Here is a 14,354-nt window from a genome sequence, read left to right as displayed (position 1 = left end):
CCCCGGTACGGCCATTGCCAGAAAGGGCGCTCGCCCATACTGTTTGGGCGAGCGCCCATACTAACCGTGCCGGGCGCACCGTCCACGACGCATCAGGGGGCACCGAGTGCAGGACATCGCCAACACCGAACAGGCGCAGGCATGGAACGGCTACGAGGGGGAGCACTGGGCCGGCCATCAGTCCCGCTGGGACGCGATCAACGGCGGCTTCAACTCCCCTCTCCTGACGGCCGCTTCGGTCCAGGAGGACGACCGCGTCCTGGACGTCGGCTGCGGGACGGGACAGCTGGCCAGGCAGGCCGCCCACCGGGCGACCGGCGGCCGGGTCCTCGGCCTGGACCTGTCGGCGCCGATGCTGGCGCAGGCCCGCCGCACCGCGCGGGAGGAGGGCCTCGGCAATGTCTCCTTCGAGCAGGGTGACGCTCAGGTCCACCCTCTGGAGGCGGCCGCGTTCGACCTCGCGGTCAGCCGTTTCGGCGTGATGTTCTTCGCGGACCCGGTGGCCGGTTTCGGCAACATCGCCAGGGCGCTGCGGCCGGGCGGGCGGGCGGCGTTCATCTGTGGCGCGTTCCCGCAGGACAACGAGTGGCTCCGGGCCTTCGGCTCACTGCGCGACCTCCTTCCGATAGGCAAGTTCGGCACGCCCGGCGGGCCCGGCATGTTCTCCCTCGCGGAGGCGGACAAGACGTGCGCCCTGCTGTCCTCCGCCGGATTCGAGAAGGTCGAGGCGGTGCGCGTGGAGACAACCGGAACGTGGGGGCGGGACGCGGCCGACGCCGCCGACTTCCTCTTCGGCTCCGGTCCCGGACGCCATCTCACCAGTCAGGTGCCCCCCGAGACCGCGGACCGCGCGCGCGACCGGCTGACGGAGCTCCTGCGCCCGCACGAGGAGGACGGCGCCCTGCGCCTGCGCGCGGCCGCCCTTCTGGTGACCGCGACCCGCCCCTGACGCGGAGCAACCCGCACTGCGCGACTCCGCGCACCTCCCGGTCCGCCGCCGGGGTCTGTCGGCCCGCCCCGACAGGCCCCGCGCCCGCATCCAGGCCTTGGACCTCGGCCAACGCCCCCGAAAACATGATGACCGGTGATCGAGCGAGCGGCAGACTGCCGCCCATGACCGCGTCAGACTTCAAAACCGACCTCCGTCTCTACCTGCAGGACGCCCGCGACGTGCTGCTCTGGAAACTCGACGGCCTGTCGGAGTACGACATACGCCGCCCGCTCACGCCCACCGGCACCAATCTCCTGGGCCTGGTCAAGCACGTGACCAGTGCCGAAGCCCTGTACTTCGGGGCCACGTTCGGGCGCCCCTTCGCCACGCCGGGGCTCTGGATCACGGGCGACGCCGAGACGAACGCGGACCTGTGGGCGACCGCCGACGAGACACGGGAGCGGATCGTCGGGCACTACCGGCAGGCGTGGGCGCACTCGGACGCCACCATCGAGTCGCTGGACCTCGACGCGGTCGGCCGCCTGCCGGGTGAGAACGGGCGGAAACTGACCCTGCATCGCGTCCTCGTCCACATGATCGCCGAGACCGACCGGCACGCCGGACACGCCGACGTCGTACGAGAGTTGATCGACGGTGCCGCCGGACTGCGAGAGGGCGGCGACAACATGCCGCCCGAAGCCGCGTGGCAGGAGGCACACCGGGAACGGGTGGAACGTGCCGCGCGGGAAGCGGACCGGGGTACCCGTCGGCCGCCGTCCTGACGATCGCTACGATGCGCTGCGATGAGACAGACGCAGTGGACCGGAGCCGCCCGGCACGCCTGGTGCCGCGCCGCGTCCGCCGCCGCGCTCGCGTCGCTCGTCGCCACGCTGTTCATGTGCCTCGGCGCCGTAGCGCCGGACGGCGATCACCGGGGCTCGGGGCACCCCGCGGCCGCCACCGGGGCCCCGTCCTACGACGACGGGGCTCCGCGCGCGCACGGCGTCGACTGCCCGCCCGGCGACCGGCGTTGCACGGCCGCCGCCCACGGCGTACGAGCCGTCCTCAACCCGGCGGACCCGTCGCTGCCCGCCGTGCCGAAGCAGACGCTCTCCCCGCGCTTGCCGCCGGCGCCCGGCCCGCCGGCCGGGCCTCCCTCGGACCGCGGCTCCCCCGATCTCCACATGCTCCAGGTGCAGCGGATCTAGACGGATCCCGGCCGGGCGGCCCGCGCACGCGGCCCGCCCCGCGACTCGGCATCCATCACTCCGCTCCCACCACCGCCGCGCCCCGCGCGGCGGGGACAGGAACACCATGGCCAAGCCCAAGTCCCGCAAGCAGGACAACAGATCGAGCAACAGGCCGAGCAGGAAGGCCGCCGCCGCGGAGCGCCAGGCCCGTGTCGAGGCGATGCGCCGCGCGGAACAGGCCCGCGAGCGCCGCAACCGCGTCATCACGGTCACGGTGAGCGCGGTGATCGTCGCCGGGCTCATCGGCTTCGGCGCGTACGCACTCGACAGCGCCAACGACAAGGAGAAGCGGAACACCGCCGCCGCCAAGAAGCCCGTACGGGGCGAGAAGACGTGGGACGCGAAGAAGCTGGGCCGCGATCACGTGACCAAGTCCGTCTCCTACCCGATGACGCCGCCGGTCGGCGGTGACCACCACCAGGCGTGGATGACGTGTGACGCCAGCGTCTACAAGAAGGAGATACCGAACGAGAACGCCGTGCACTCCCTCGAACACGGCGCCGTCTGGGTCACGTACAACGACAAGGCGCCCGACGCCGACGTCAAGAAACTGGCCGACAAGGTGTCCAGGACCACCTACAGCCTGATGAGTCCGGTGGCCAAGCAGCGCAGCGCGATCATGCTGTCGGCCTGGGGGCACCAGCTCACCGTCGACAGCGCCGACGACCCGCGGGCCGCGGAGTTCTTCAGCACGTACGTACAGGGCGCGCAGACGCCCGAGCCAGGAGCGGCCTGCACCGGGGGCGTCGACTCCGAGTAAGCGGGTACCGGCCGGCGCGCGGGTCGCGCGCCGGCCGGACCGGCTCAGGTCAGGCCGTGGCGGGCTGCGCCCCGCAGGCCGTGCGCGTCAGCCGCCCGGCACGGTGCAGTCCGTGGAGGGACAGCGCGCACCCCAGCCCCAGGACGAGCAGCGCGAGCCAGGGCAGCGCCGACAGACCCGCCGCCCTGGCGGCGTCGAGGGCGACTCCCGTCAGCAGGTTGCCGACGGTGATGCCGACACCGCAGATGGTGTTGTAGAGGCCGTAGTGGGTGGCGACGAGACGGTCCCCCGCCAACTGGACGATGGTGTCCATCTCGAAGGGGTACGTGATCATCGTGCCCAGCGCGAGCAACAGGGCGGCCAGCGTGGGCGGAAGCGCGGCGAGCAGCCACCGCCCCGCTCCCCCGCCGGGCTCGGGCAGCGCCGTCGCGACGAGGAGCGGCACAAAAGCGAGCCCCATGACCGAGAGCCCCCGGGTGAGAGCCTGTCCCGGGGCCAGCCGCTCCTTGCACCGGGCCGTCACCCGGGTCTGCCCGAGGACGGTCGCGAGACCGGACGCCGCGAAGAGCAGCGCGACGGCGACGGTGCCGGACTCGCCGTCGCCGCCCACACGCCGCACCTCAAGGGGCAGCGCCAGATAGACCTGGAAGGTCAGGACGTAGGACCCGATCATCGCGGTCGAGAAGAGCAGGAAGGCGCGGTTGCCCACGATGCTCCGCCACTGGGCGACGACTCCGCCCCCGGCGCCCGCCGCCCCGCTGCCCGCGGCCGCGCCCCTGTGCCGCGCGTCGTTGCCCCTACGGGCGGGGAGGGCGCGGATCTGCACGACGCTCAGCACCGCGAAGACCGCCGCCGAGACGAGGCAGGTGACCCTGAAGCCGACCCCGGTGAGCAGCATCCCCACGAGCGGGCCCAGCAGGATGCCCGCCTGGTAGAAGATGTTGAAGAGCGCGAAGGCCTCGACCCGGCGCTCGCCCGCGTCGGCGGCGAGATAGGCCCGCACCGCGGGGTTGAACAGCGCTCCGGCGAAGCCGGTGGCCGCCGAGGCGACGATCAGGGCAGGCACCGAGTCGACGAGGCCGAGCGTGGCGAAGCCGACGGTGCGCAGGACGCATCCGGCGACGATCAGCGGCTTGTACCCGAACCGGTCGGCGAGCGTGCCCCCGACGAGGAACATGCCCTGCTGGCTGAAGTTGCGTACGCCGAGGACGAGTCCGACGAGCCAGCCTGCCAGGCCGAGCGTGCCGGACAGGTGCTGGGCGAGATACGGCATCAGCATGTAGAAGCCGAGGTTGATGGTGAACTGGTTGGCCAGGAGCAGCCGGACGCTCCGGTCGTAGGAGCGGAACTGCGTGAGAGTCGCCTTCACAGGGCCTCGCCTCCCACCGAGCGAACACTCGCGCCCGTCCGGTCCGTCCAGTCCGTCCGGCTCGGGGACAGCGGATCGTGGACGGTGGAGCAGCGCGTCCAGCGGGTGACCTCCTTCTCGTCGGGGCGGCCCACCACGTCCGGTTCGGGTGCCGGGACATGGCCAAGGAGGCCGTGCTCGGCGCAGTACCCGTCGTCGTAGACCGTCTCCAGGTAGCGCTGCGGGCCGTCGGGGAAGACCGCGGCGATACGGGTGTCGCGCGGGAGTGTCCTGGCGAGCCAGCCTGCGACCAGCGCGACGGCTCCGACGCTCCAGCCGCCGGTCGCGTAGTGCGAGGTCGCCAACTGCCTGCAGGCCCAGACGGATTCGGCCGGGGCCACCCAGTGCACCTCGCCGAAGTTCTCGTAGGCGACGTTGCGCGGGTAGATGCTCGACCCCAGGCCGCGCATGAGCCTCGGCCGGTCGGGCTGGCCGAAGATGGTCGAGCCGACGGTGTCCACGCCGACCAGGCGAAGCCCTGGGTAGAGCTGCCGCAGGACGCGGGAGACGCCCGCGGAGTGCCCGCCGGTGCCGACGCTGCAGACCAGTACGTCGATGTGGCCCAGCTGCGCGGCGAGTTCGAGGGCCAGCGGGGTGTAGGCGCTGACGTTGTCGGGGTTGCCGTACTGGTCGGGGCACCAGGAGCCGGGGTGCTCCGCGAGGAGGGCGGCGACGCGGTCCCGCCGCGCCTGCTGCCAGCCGCCGGCCGGGTGGCGTTCGGGCACGGTGTCGACGGTCGCGCCGTGGGCGGCGAGCAGCCGGGCCATGGACGGTTCAAGACCGGGGTCCGTGACCAGGGTGACCGGGTGGCCGTGGACGGTGCCGGCCAGGGCGAGGCCGAGACCGAGGGTGCCGCTTGTCGACTCGACGATGCGGCGTCCGGGCCCCAACTCGCCGCGGGCCCGGGCGCGTTCGACCATGTGGAGCCCGGCGCGGTCCTTGATGCCGCCGGGGTTGAAGCCCTCCAGCTTGGCCCAGAAGCCGCGGCCGGGCGGGGCGAACGGCCGGGAGACGTGCAGGACGGGGGTGTTTCCGACGAGGCCGGGGAGGGTGGAGCCGAGTGGGGCGGCGCCGTGAGGAACGGCGCCAAAGGGTGCGGCCCCGGCGGGGCCTGGCCCAGCGGGGGTGGAGTCGTGCGCGGTCGGAGAGTGCATCTCTTCGCTTCTCGCTCTCGCTCGGGGGTGGTCACGCAGGAGTTGGTCGCGGGGGGTCCCGTCATGGCGCGGGACACGCCCGGGGCGCCCCTATATGCGCCATCTGCAGAGCGAGTTGAGAGCGGCCCGTCCAACTCCTGGGGCCGCTCGTCGTGCGGTGGCGGAGTGGCAGGCCACGGAAGTGTCCGCCCCTTCGTCCCCGGGCGCCGCGCTCAGGGCGAGCGGGAGCAGCCGGGCCGAGGGCTGGGCGAGGGAGGCGGGGCCCGGCTCGTGACAGTGGTCGGGCTGGGCGGGTACGTCGACGAGCGCGCCCTCGGCCCCTTCCGAGAGGCGCGGCTCCACCCACTCGTAGGTGGATGCCCCCGACACGTGCACGGGACCATGGGTGTGGAGCGGCCCGCCGAAGCACGCGAGGAGCGTGCCCAGCAGGACATACAGGGTGCGGAAGAAATGCCGATGCGGCACAGACCCTCCGTGCGGCAGCCGTCCCGGCCGGGTGCGGTGCGCCGTGGGTGCGGCACGCGTGACACCTGTGACCGGGGACGAGGTCGGACAGCATGAAGTGGCCACCGGAACGGCGCCGGGCTCGGCCCCATGGGGCGAGCGGGCGAACTCATGGTGGTGTTAGGCCAGTTCAGAGCCGTCGTGGCTTAGATACGCAGAATCGTGGAATCCGCGGCATGCGCTATCGGGACCACGAAGTCCCGCCCGGCGATCCGGTGCGCGCCCAGCGGGACGGGCGCGCCGCCCCGCCACCGCGAGCCCAGCGGGGAGAGGCAGGGCATGTCCACGTCGGGGCCCTGCGGAGGCTGGCTCAGCGCGCACTCCTCGACGGCGTGCTGCTGTCGGTGGTCGTGGCGCGGCCCGCCGGGGTCCTCGGCCACGGCCGGAGCGTCCGGAGCGATGGCGGAGGTGAGGGCGGAAGCGGCGGGGGCACCGGAGACGGCCGCCGTGACACCGCCGACGGAGGCGAGGTGCCGGCTCGTGACCTCGGGGCTCGCCACGTGAGCGAACACCAGACCGAGGAGGCAGAGCCCCAGCCCCACGACCCGCCACAGCGGCGCCGCCGAGCGGCTCCGCCGTGCACCGGAACGAGACCAGGCCGTCATCACGCCGCGATCCTAGCCCGACCTCGCGAACCCGGACATCACGACTCACGAGAGCACAACAGGAACAAGCCACCCGCCCGCCCCACGGTCACCCACCCACCGAAGGCATGACTCAACTCCCGCTACCGGCAGCCAAGTTGCCGCTCCCCCTCACCCCCTCTGAGACCCCCGGGTCCCCGAGACCCCTGAAGCAGCCCCACGACCCCCGCCGAGCCACCAGCACCCCCAGCATCCCCCGGAACCCCCGGGAACCATCGGGTGGCCGCGAAAGCAGCAGGAGCATCGCCACTCACGCAAAACACGGAAAACCGCCAGATCTGACTGGACCGGACAATTTGCCGCTCGCTCATGATCGGCTCAGACTTGCGGCGACACAGCTTCTCTCGGCAGGCACGAGGAGAAAAGCTTCATGGTGAGAGGCCAACCGCGCGGCACGCCCCGAAAGCCCCGTCCGGCGGAGAGTGAACCGCGCGCTTCGCGTTCGGCTACCGACCGCATGGCGCGCACGCTGCTGCGCCGCCGGAAGAAGACGCTCAGCGCCGAGGACGTGATGGTCTCGGACCGTCCGCAGGTGCGGCGTGCCGTGACCGCGGCGGCGCTCGGCAACACCATGGAGTGGTTCGATTTCGGCGTCTACGCCTATCTGGCGGGCACGATCGGAAAGGTCTTCTTCCCTTCCAGTTCGCCCGGGGCGCAGGTCGTCTCCACGTTTGCCACATTCGCCGCCGCCTTTCTGGTGCGGCCACTGGGCGGGCTCGTCTTCGGGCCGCTGGGCGACCGCATCGGCCGTCAGCGCGTGCTCGCCGCCACCATGATCATGATGGCCGTCAGCACGTTCGCGGTCGGTCTGCTCCCCACGTACGCCTCGATCGGTTTCGCCGCTCCCCTGCTGCTGCTCCTGTGCCGGCTCGTGCAGGGCTTCTCCACGGGCGGCGAGTACGCCGGTGCCACCACGTACATCGCCGAGTACGCCCCCGACCAGCGGCGCGGCTTTCTGGGCAGCTGGCTCGACTTCGGCACCTTCGTGGGCTACTCGCTGGGCTCGGGCCTGGTCACCGTACTCACCCTGACCCTCGGCACGGACGGCCTGGAGAGCTGGGGCTGGCGCATCCCGTTCTTCGTCGCGGGGCCGCTCGGGCTCATCGGCCTCTACATGCGGATGAAGCTGGAGGAGACCCCCGCCTTCCAGCAGGAAGCCGCCTCCTCGGCGGCCGAACGCGAGGCCGAGTCCCGGCGCGAGGAGGGTGACCCCGTCGAGCAGGCCCGCCAGTCCGGCAAGGGGCGCCTCAGGGAGATCTTCTCCCGGCACTGGCAGGCGGTACTCATCTGCATGGGTCTCGTGCTGCTCTACAACGTCACGAACTACATGGTGACGTCGTATCTGCCGACGTTCATGACCGTCACCCTCGGGGAGAGCGACACGACCGCGCAGCTCCTGGTGCTCGCCACCATGCTGCTCGTGGTCCTCGCCATCACCACGGTGGGCCGCGGCTCCGACCGCTGGGGCAGACGGCCGATGTTCATGGGCGGCAGCATCGCGATGATCGTGCTCGCCGTTCCCGCGTTCCTGCTGATCCGGAAGGGCGGCATCCTGCTGCCCGCGTTCGGCTGTGCGATCCTCGGCCTGCTCCTGGTCTGCTTCGCCGGCACGGCCGCGGCCACGCTCCCGGCCCTGTTCCCCACCCGGCTGCGGTATGGGGCTCTGTCGATCGCCTACAACATCTCCGTCTCCGTCTTCGGCGGTACCACCCCGCTGCTCGCCTCGTTCCTGGTCGACAAGACCGGAAACACGCTGGTCCCGGCCTTCTACCTGATGGTGGCCGGGGCGATCGGCCTGGTGTCGACGTTCTTCCTGCACGAGACGGCGGGCCGTCCCCTGCGCGGCTCAGGGCCCATGGTCGAGACGCACGAGGAGGCACGCGAGATCGTGGCGCGCAGCCGCACGGAGGCGGGCCGCCACGCGCGTGACGTGTGGCTGCGGCTGCGGCACCCCCGGGGCGGCGGCCGCGGTGACTCCAGGACCACGAGGTCCGGCGGACGCGACGAGTGAGGGGCCCCGGCCGGGAAGGCGACCGCGCGCCGTCGGCCGGCTCCCGCCCCTACCCTTGCTCCATGCGGCTGCTGCTGACCTCCGACACCCATGTGCCGACGCGCGCGAAGCGCCTGCCGGACGCCCTGCTGGCGGGGATCGACGCGGCGGACGTCGTGATCCACGCCGGGGACTGGATCGACGAGGCCACGCTCGATCTGTTCGAGGCCAGGTCGCGCCGGCTGATCGGCGTCCACGGCAACAACGACGGGCCGCCGTTGCGCCGCAGGCTCGCCGAGGTCGAGCGGGCCGAACTGGCGGGGCTGCGGTTCGGCGTCGTCCACGAGACCGGAGCGGCCACCGGACGCGAGCGCCGGTGCGCCGAGCGCTTCCCGGACCTGGACGTCCTCGCGTTCGGGCACAGTCACATCCCCTGGGACACCGAGGCACCCGGCGGCCTGAGACTCCTCAATCCCGGCTCTCCCACGGACCGCAGGCGCCAGCCGTACTGCACGTTCCTGACCCTGACGGTCGCGGGCTCCGCGCTGCACGACCTGACCTGGCACCGGCTGCCGCCGAGGCGCTGATCACTCCATCGGGCGCCGGCTCCGCGGTGCGGGCCGGCGCCTGTGTCGCTACGGCGTGTGCGCGGGCGCGCTCGTCCACGCGGCGCGCAGCGCCTTCTTGTCCACCTTGCCGACCTTGGTCGTCGGCAGCCGGTCGAGCAGGACCGTCTTGCGGGGTGTGTACAGGTCTCCCAGCTCGGCGGTGACCGCCGCGCCGACCACGTCCGGGTCGACGTCGGCGCCCTCGGCCGTGGCCAGGAAGATCTGCACGGCCTCGCCGAACTCCTCGTCCGGCACGCCGAGCGCCGCCGCGTTGCGCACCCCGGGCAGCGTGAGCAGGAAGTCCTCCAGGACGCGGGAGTAGACGTTGTCGCTGGTGCTGCCGGTGACGATGATGTCCTTGGCCCGGTCGACGAGGTACAGGTACCCCTCGGCGTCCAGGTAGCCCATGTCCCCCGTGCGCAGCCAGCCGTCCCGCAGCGCCTCCGCGGTGCGCTCCGGGTCCTCGTAGTAGCCGAGCATCACCGTCTCGCCGCGGACACACACCTCGCCGACCTGTCCGGCGGGCAGCGTCGCCGTGCCGGACTCGCCGCGGATCTCGATCTCGGTGTCGGCTATCGCGCGGCCGCAGCTGCGCCAGAGCTCGGGGCGCTCGGCCCCCTTGGAGGCGAGCTCCTCCGCGCCGAACGCGGCGATGCCGAGCGCCTCCGACTGCCCGTAGCCCTGACTGAGCACGGGCCCGAAGACCTCGACCGTCTGCTGCAGCCGGCTCGGCGACGACGCGGCGCCGCCCACGACGACGCGGCGCAGCGCGGGGAGCACGCCCGGCACGCACTCCGGGTGGTCGAGGAGCGCGTACAGCATCGGCGGCACGAACATGGTGGCGGTGATGCCCTCCTCGCGCAGCACCGCCAGCGCCGCGCCCGGCTCGAACTCGGGGAGTACGACGAGGACGGAGCCCGACACCAGGGCCTGTATCGAGGTGAGGTGCCCGCTGCCGTGCGTGAGCAGCGTGGCCGCGAGCACCCGGTCCGTGCCCGAGGTGAGCGTCATGAAGCTCGTGGCGCGGGACTCGTGCGGGTCCTGCGGGTCGTCCTCCACCGAGTTCATGAGCGTGTCGTAGAGCCGGTGGCTGTGCGCGGCGAGCTTGGGACGGCCCAGGGTGCCGCCGGTGTAGAGGACGGTGACGGCCTCGTCCGCGGCCGGGGCGGGCACGCCGTCCGGGCGCTCCGCCGGGCACTCGGCCGCCGCCTCAAGGATGTCCGTGCACTCCAGCTCACAGGGCCCGAGGCTGAGCAGCGCAGGCGCGTGGACGCTGCGGCCGGCCGCGTCGGCGGCGCGCTCGGCGAAGAGCGGGTCGGTGACCACGGCGCGCGCCCTGGACTGCTCGACCAGCGCGGCGAGTTCGCCGGGCCCGGGCTCGGGCGGCAGGAACACGACGCGGCAGCCGATGAGATGGACCGCGAGCTGCACCAGGACGGAGTCCACACGGTTGGCCAGGAACAGCCCCACTCCGTCGCCGGGCCGGAGCCCCTGCCGGCGCAGCGCGTGCCCCAGCCGGAACAGCCGCTGCCGGGCTTCGCCCCGGGTCAGCCGCTGCGCGCCCTGGACGAGTGCCTCGGCGTCCTCGTCCTCGTGCCAGTGCTCCAGTATGCGATCCACGTACGTCCGCGGCTCGGATGTCACCTGTGCGTTAACGATCATGAACACATGCAAACATGCCGCCCGGAAGTCATCACCTCACAGGGGGCAACTTCGGCCATCGGCCGACGGGGTACTATGCCCCGCTCCGCGCATCGTCCCTGCGACTTGCAGCCGTCCGAAATTCGCAGGTGGCGGGCGCCGGGCGCGGCAGTCGGCGCAGCACCGCCCACATGAGGATCCCGAGCGCGAAGCCGTAGGCTGCGACGAGGCCGTGGCCGTTGTCCTGCGCGAACCACATCGTCAGCCCGAGCACCGGGACGCCGACGGCGAGAGCGCGCTCCTTGCCGGTGAGGGTGCGGCTGCGCGTCAGGAGCGCCGCGGCCAGGGTCGCCCCCAGGAAGTACGTGGCGCCGGAACTGCCCGCGAAGTTACGGGGATCGACGCTGTGACCGCCGCCCAGACCGAGCAGCGCATCGATCCGCTCCGGCAGGAGGATGCCCGCGACGAAGAACAGCACCGTCAGCGGCGCGCCCCAGAGCCACTGCGCGAGCGCCGCCACGACGGCGAGGGTGGCGATGTTCCACAGCGCGCCAAAGACACCGCCGTTCTGCATGAAGACCGACGTGAGCACCCGCCACCAGCCGGACTTGGCGGGATCGTCATCGAGGGCCGCCATCGCGCCCGCCCAGCACAGCTGGAGGACGACACCGGCCACCGCCAGGGCGGTCAGACCGACCGCGGCCCACGGGACGGGCCGCCGACGGAGCGAGTCGCGCCCCACCGCACCCAGGCCACCGTTGATCATCATCACCATCAACGCGGCCGTCGTCGCACTGAACAGCAGTCCGTCCATGTCCCCCGAGCCCCTCTTCTTCCCAGTTTCCAACGGCGTTCGAAAACCGTTGACGGTGAGACTAGCACGGTTTTTCCAACACTGTTTGAAACGCTGTTACGGTGGGCTCATGAAGCTCACCAGGGAGCGGATCGTCGACGCCGGGATGACCACGTTCGCCGAGACCGGGTATCACGGCCTGTCCATGCGCCGGGTGGCCGAGCGGCTCGACACCCACGCGGGCAGCCTCTACTACCACGTCAAGAACAAGAGCGAACTGCTCGCGCTGATGGCCGACCGCGTCTGTCGGCACGCGTACGACGCGGGCAGCGCCGCCCTCGCCGCGCTCCCGCCCGAAGCGGCCTGGCAGGAGGAGATCGAGGCGCAAGCCGCGGCACTGCGAGCGAGCCTGCGCCAACACCCGGGCGGCGCACTCCTGTTGGCCGAAAGCCCCGGGGCACTGAGCCACGGCGGCCTGTCGTTGATGGAGCGTTTCCTGCGGACCTTGCTGGACGGGGGTGTCCCTGCCGAGCACATCGGGATCGCGGCCGACACCCTCCTCAGCCATGTCACGGGGTTCGTGCTCCAGGAACAGAGCGAGCCGCGGGCACCCGCCGTCACCGCCGAGATCTACGCCGACCTGCGCACGCGTTTCCCGCTCGTCATGGGGGAGATGCCCCGGCTGAGCCAGGACGAGAAGTTCCGGCGCAGCATCCGGCTCCTGTGCTCGGCGTTCGGAAATCTCACGAAGAGCGGCCTCAGCTGAAGGGCCTGCTACTCAGCCGGAGTCTGAGTACGCGAGCGGTGCCGCCCGGTCCGCGCCGCCTGCTGGGATGTGACCATGACGACGAGACACACCCGCACCACCTCGCCCACTGCCACCTTCCCGCCACGGCCTCGGCGCCGGGCCAGGTCGGTGGTCGCGGGCGGGCCGGTGGCGGTGCTGCTCCTCACGGCACTCGCCACGGGCTGCTCGTCCCTGTCGGGTCCGGCCACGTCGGAGTCGGCGTTCCGCGAGCATCTGAGACACACGGAGCAGGCGGGCGAGGACGCGGTACGGAAGCTCGGCATCGACCCGGACGCAGTGATCGACGACAGGAGGATGGCGAACGCCTCCTGCAAGGACGACTTCGGCGCCGACCCGGAGGGAGTCACCCGTGACCGGCCGACCGTCACCTGGGCCCCCGACTTCGCGAGCCACGCCGCATACGCGGCAGCGGTCGACACCCTCCGCGAGGAGTGGTCCGGACAGGATCTGACGGTGCGGGACATCCCCGCCCCGAAGCAGGGCGAGCCGGGCGCCGGACTGCCAGGAGTGCGCACGACGACCGACCGCGGCATCGAGCTGTCCCTGCGCCCCGACTGGTACACGGGCGAGCCGACCCTCACCGCCGACGGCGGATGCGTGCGGCACCAGGGGTACCTGACAGACTGGGAGTAGGGACGACGCACGACGCCCCGGCGACGTCGGGGAGTGCCTCGGCCGCCACCGAGCCGAGACGAGGGGGCCCGATGAAGGTAGTGCTGCCCGGGGGTACCGGACAGGTGGGCGCGATCCTCGACCGCGCGCTGACGAGGGCCGGTCACGAGGTCACCGTGCTGACCAGGCGTCCCGTCCGGGCGCACCACATCGGCTGGGACGGCGCCACGCTCGGCCGCTGGGCCGAGGCGGTCGACGGTTGCGACGCCGTGGTCAATCTGGCCGGGCGCAGCGTCTCCTGCCGCTACACCGCCGACAACCTGCGGGCCATGATGGACTCCCGAGTGGATTCGGCGCGGGTGGTCGGCGAGGCGATCGCCGCCGCGACCCGACCGCCGCGCGTCTGGCTCCAGATGAGCACGGCGACGATCTACGCCCACCGCTTCGACGCGGCACACGACGAGGCGACCGGGGTGATCGGCGGCTCGGAGGCCGGAGTGCCCGGCTACTGGGCGTACAGCGTGAAGATCGCGGAGAACTGGGAGCGGGCGCAGACCGAGGCCCCAACTCCCGCCACCCGCAAGGTGGCGCTGCGTTCGGCGATGGTCATGAGCCCGGACCGCGGCGGCGTGTTCGACGTGCTGTCGTCGCTGGCCCGCCTCGGGCTCGGGGGCCCCGTGGCGGGCGGTGCGCAGTACGTCTCCTGGATCCATGACGAGGACTTCGTACGTGCGGTGGAGTTCCTGATCGACCGGGACGACCTCGACGGGCCGGTGAACCTCGCCTCTCCCGGCCCGCTGCCGCACCGTGACTTCATGCGGGTGCTGCGCGCGGCCTGGCGCGTTCCTGTGGGGCTGCCGGCGACGCGCTGGATGGCCGAGCTGGGGGCGTTCGCGCTCCGTTCGGACACGGAACTGCTGCTCAAGAGCCGCCGGGTGGTGCCGGGACGGCTCAGCGCGGCCGGGTTCGCCTTCGCCCACCCCGACTGGGACACGGCCGCCACGTCCCTCGTACGGCGGTCCGGGCGGACCCGGAGCGGTGCGGGCCGGGCCCGGTCGTCGGGCAGCCGCGCGGGGTAGCGGCCCCAAGCGCCAAGCCCCAGGCCCCAAGCCCCCGGGCCAAGTCCCCGCGGGACTCGCCTACTTGCTCTACCGCGTCCCCAGCGGCTCGGGGTCCGCCTCCAGCGCGGCGACCGCCGGCTTCCAGTCGGTGCCGGTGCCGGGAACGCCGTCGGAGTCCAGGACGCGCGCA

15 protein-coding genes are annotated in these 14,354 nt (G+C 72.2%); 9 read left to right on the top strand and 6 right to left on the bottom strand.

The features are described from left to right. The first annotated feature begins 106 nt into the window (after positions 1–106). The 4 genes from ACFVYL_RS29170 to ACFVYL_RS29155 all read left to right on the top strand — a co-directional run bounded on the left by ACFVYL_RS29170 (position 107) and on the right by ACFVYL_RS29155 (position 2,941). On the top strand, positions 107–949 hold the full coding sequence (locus ACFVYL_RS29170) for a class I SAM-dependent methyltransferase (protein ID WP_389721108.1): 843 nt from the start codon (positions 107–109) through the stop codon (positions 947–949). Positions 950–1,113: 164 nt separating this feature from the next. After that, complete coding sequence (locus tag ACFVYL_RS29165) at positions 1,114–1,713, top strand: DinB family protein (protein ID WP_389721106.1); 600 nt, start codon at positions 1,114–1,116, stop codon at positions 1,711–1,713. Between the two features lie 21 nt (positions 1,714–1,734). Next, positions 1,735–2,139 carry a hypothetical protein gene (locus tag ACFVYL_RS29160; RefSeq protein WP_389721104.1) on the top strand — a complete coding sequence of 135 codons (405 nt, stop codon included), beginning with the start codon at positions 1,735–1,737 and terminating at the stop codon, positions 2,137–2,139. A gap of 106 nt (positions 2,140–2,245) precedes the next feature. Next, a complete protein-coding gene (locus tag ACFVYL_RS29155) occupies positions 2,246–2,941 on the top strand; it encodes a DUF3105 domain-containing protein (RefSeq protein WP_389721102.1) in 696 nt (231 codons plus the stop codon). Positions 2,942–2,990: 49 nt separating this feature from the next. Here ACFVYL_RS29155 and ACFVYL_RS29150 read toward each other — a convergent pair whose 3' ends face one another. The 4 genes from ACFVYL_RS29150 to ACFVYL_RS29135 form a co-directional block, all read right to left on the bottom strand. Then, on the bottom strand, positions 2,991–4,310 hold the full coding sequence (locus tag ACFVYL_RS29150; protein ID WP_389721100.1) for an MFS transporter: 1,320 nt from the start codon (positions 4,308–4,310) through the stop codon (positions 2,991–2,993). Further along, positions 4,307–5,503, bottom strand: a complete 1,197-nt coding sequence (locus ACFVYL_RS29145; protein ID WP_389721098.1) for a PLP-dependent cysteine synthase family protein — start codon at positions 5,501–5,503, stop codon at positions 4,307–4,309. The genes ACFVYL_RS29150 and ACFVYL_RS29145 overlap by 4 nt, the downstream gene beginning before the upstream one ends. A 90-nt stretch (positions 5,504–5,593) precedes the next feature. Continuing rightward, the gene (locus ACFVYL_RS29140) at positions 5,594–5,968 is read right to left on the bottom strand and encodes a hypothetical protein (protein WP_389721096.1); all 375 of its coding nucleotides are present in this window, start codon (positions 5,966–5,968) and stop codon (positions 5,594–5,596) included. A 185-nt stretch (positions 5,969–6,153) separates the two neighbouring features. Further along, positions 6,154–6,612, bottom strand: a complete 459-nt coding sequence (locus tag ACFVYL_RS29135) for a hypothetical protein (protein ID WP_389721094.1) — start codon at positions 6,610–6,612, stop codon at positions 6,154–6,156. Between the two features lie 496 nt (positions 6,613–7,108). On the opposite strand from ACFVYL_RS29135, the gene proP reads away from it, so the two are divergent. Both proP and ACFVYL_RS29125 read left to right on the top strand, forming a co-directional pair. Beyond that, positions 7,109–8,662 carry a glycine betaine/L-proline transporter ProP gene (gene proP / locus ACFVYL_RS29130; RefSeq protein WP_389721092.1) on the top strand — a complete coding sequence of 518 codons (1,554 nt, stop codon included), beginning with the start codon at positions 7,109–7,111 and terminating at the stop codon, positions 8,660–8,662. Positions 8,663–8,724: 62 nt separating this feature from the next. Continuing rightward, positions 8,725–9,228 carry a metallophosphoesterase family protein gene (locus ACFVYL_RS29125; RefSeq protein WP_389721090.1) on the top strand — a complete coding sequence of 168 codons (504 nt, stop codon included), beginning with the start codon at positions 8,725–8,727 and terminating at the stop codon, positions 9,226–9,228. Positions 9,229–9,276: 48 nt separating this feature from the next. On the opposite strand, the gene ACFVYL_RS29120 is transcribed toward ACFVYL_RS29125, so the two are convergent. Beyond that, complete coding sequence (locus ACFVYL_RS29120; protein ID WP_389721089.1) at positions 9,277–10,911, bottom strand: class I adenylate-forming enzyme family protein; 1,635 nt, start codon at positions 10,909–10,911, stop codon at positions 9,277–9,279. A gap of 73 nt (positions 10,912–10,984) precedes the next feature. Then, a complete protein-coding gene (locus ACFVYL_RS29115) occupies positions 10,985–11,704 on the bottom strand; it encodes a hypothetical protein (RefSeq protein WP_389721087.1) in 720 nt (239 codons plus the stop codon). Between the two features lie 109 nt (positions 11,705–11,813). Between ACFVYL_RS29115 and ACFVYL_RS29110 the strand changes: the two genes are divergently transcribed. From ACFVYL_RS29110 to ACFVYL_RS29100, 3 genes are all read left to right on the top strand, one after another. Then, complete coding sequence (locus ACFVYL_RS29110) at positions 11,814–12,449, top strand: TetR/AcrR family transcriptional regulator (RefSeq protein WP_389721085.1); 636 nt, start codon at positions 11,814–11,816, stop codon at positions 12,447–12,449. Between the two features lie 75 nt (positions 12,450–12,524). Then, positions 12,525–13,124 (top strand): hypothetical protein, encoded by a 600-nt coding sequence (locus ACFVYL_RS29105; RefSeq protein WP_389721083.1) that lies wholly within the window; start codon positions 12,525–12,527, stop codon positions 13,122–13,124. Positions 13,125–13,195: 71 nt separating this feature from the next. Continuing rightward, on the top strand, positions 13,196–14,182 hold the full coding sequence (locus tag ACFVYL_RS29100) for a TIGR01777 family oxidoreductase (protein ID WP_389721082.1): 987 nt from the start codon (positions 13,196–13,198) through the stop codon (positions 14,180–14,182). Positions 14,183–14,354 lie beyond the last annotated feature (172 nt).

This window comes from Streptomyces sp. NPDC058308, assembly GCF_042880275.1.
Lineage (GTDB): Bacteria > Actinomycetota > Actinomycetes > Streptomycetales > Streptomycetaceae > Streptomyces.
The sequence above is the reverse complement of the archived record's forward strand: the minus strand, read 5'-3'. Positions and strand labels throughout refer to the sequence as shown.

Bases quoted from the DNA above. Each gene is read 5' to 3' on its own strand.
- ACFVYL_RS29160 (WP_389721104.1), top strand. From the start codon at position 1,735: ATGAGACAGACGCAGTGGACCGGAGCCGCCCGGCACGCCTGGTGCCGC.
- ACFVYL_RS29135 (WP_389721094.1), bottom strand. From the start codon at position 6,612: ATGACGGCCTGGTCTCGTTCCGGTGCACGGCGGAGCCGCTCGGCGGCG.
- ACFVYL_RS29125 (WP_389721090.1), top strand. From the start codon at position 8,725: ATGCGGCTGCTGCTGACCTCCGACACCCATGTGCCGACGCGCGCGAAG.
- ACFVYL_RS29120 (WP_389721089.1), bottom strand. From the start codon at position 10,911: ATGATCGTTAACGCACAGGTGACATCCGAGCCGCGGACGTACGTGGAT.
- ACFVYL_RS29145 (WP_389721098.1), bottom strand. From the start codon at position 5,503: ATGCACTCTCCGACCGCGCACGACTCCACCCCCGCTGGGCCAGGCCCC.
- ACFVYL_RS29165 (WP_389721106.1), top strand. From the start codon at position 1,114: ATGACCGCGTCAGACTTCAAAACCGACCTCCGTCTCTACCTGCAGGAC.
- proP (WP_389721092.1), top strand. From the start codon at position 7,109: ATGGCGCGCACGCTGCTGCGCCGCCGGAAGAAGACGCTCAGCGCCGAG.
- ACFVYL_RS29155 (WP_389721102.1), top strand. From the start codon at position 2,246: ATGGCCAAGCCCAAGTCCCGCAAGCAGGACAACAGATCGAGCAACAGG.
- ACFVYL_RS29105 (WP_389721083.1), top strand. From the start codon at position 12,525: ATGACGACGAGACACACCCGCACCACCTCGCCCACTGCCACCTTCCCG.
- ACFVYL_RS29110 (WP_389721085.1), top strand. From the start codon at position 11,814: ATGAAGCTCACCAGGGAGCGGATCGTCGACGCCGGGATGACCACGTTC.
- ACFVYL_RS29100 (WP_389721082.1), top strand. From the start codon at position 13,196: ATGAAGGTAGTGCTGCCCGGGGGTACCGGACAGGTGGGCGCGATCCTC.
- ACFVYL_RS29115 (WP_389721087.1), bottom strand. From the start codon at position 11,704: ATGGACGGACTGCTGTTCAGTGCGACGACGGCCGCGTTGATGGTGATG.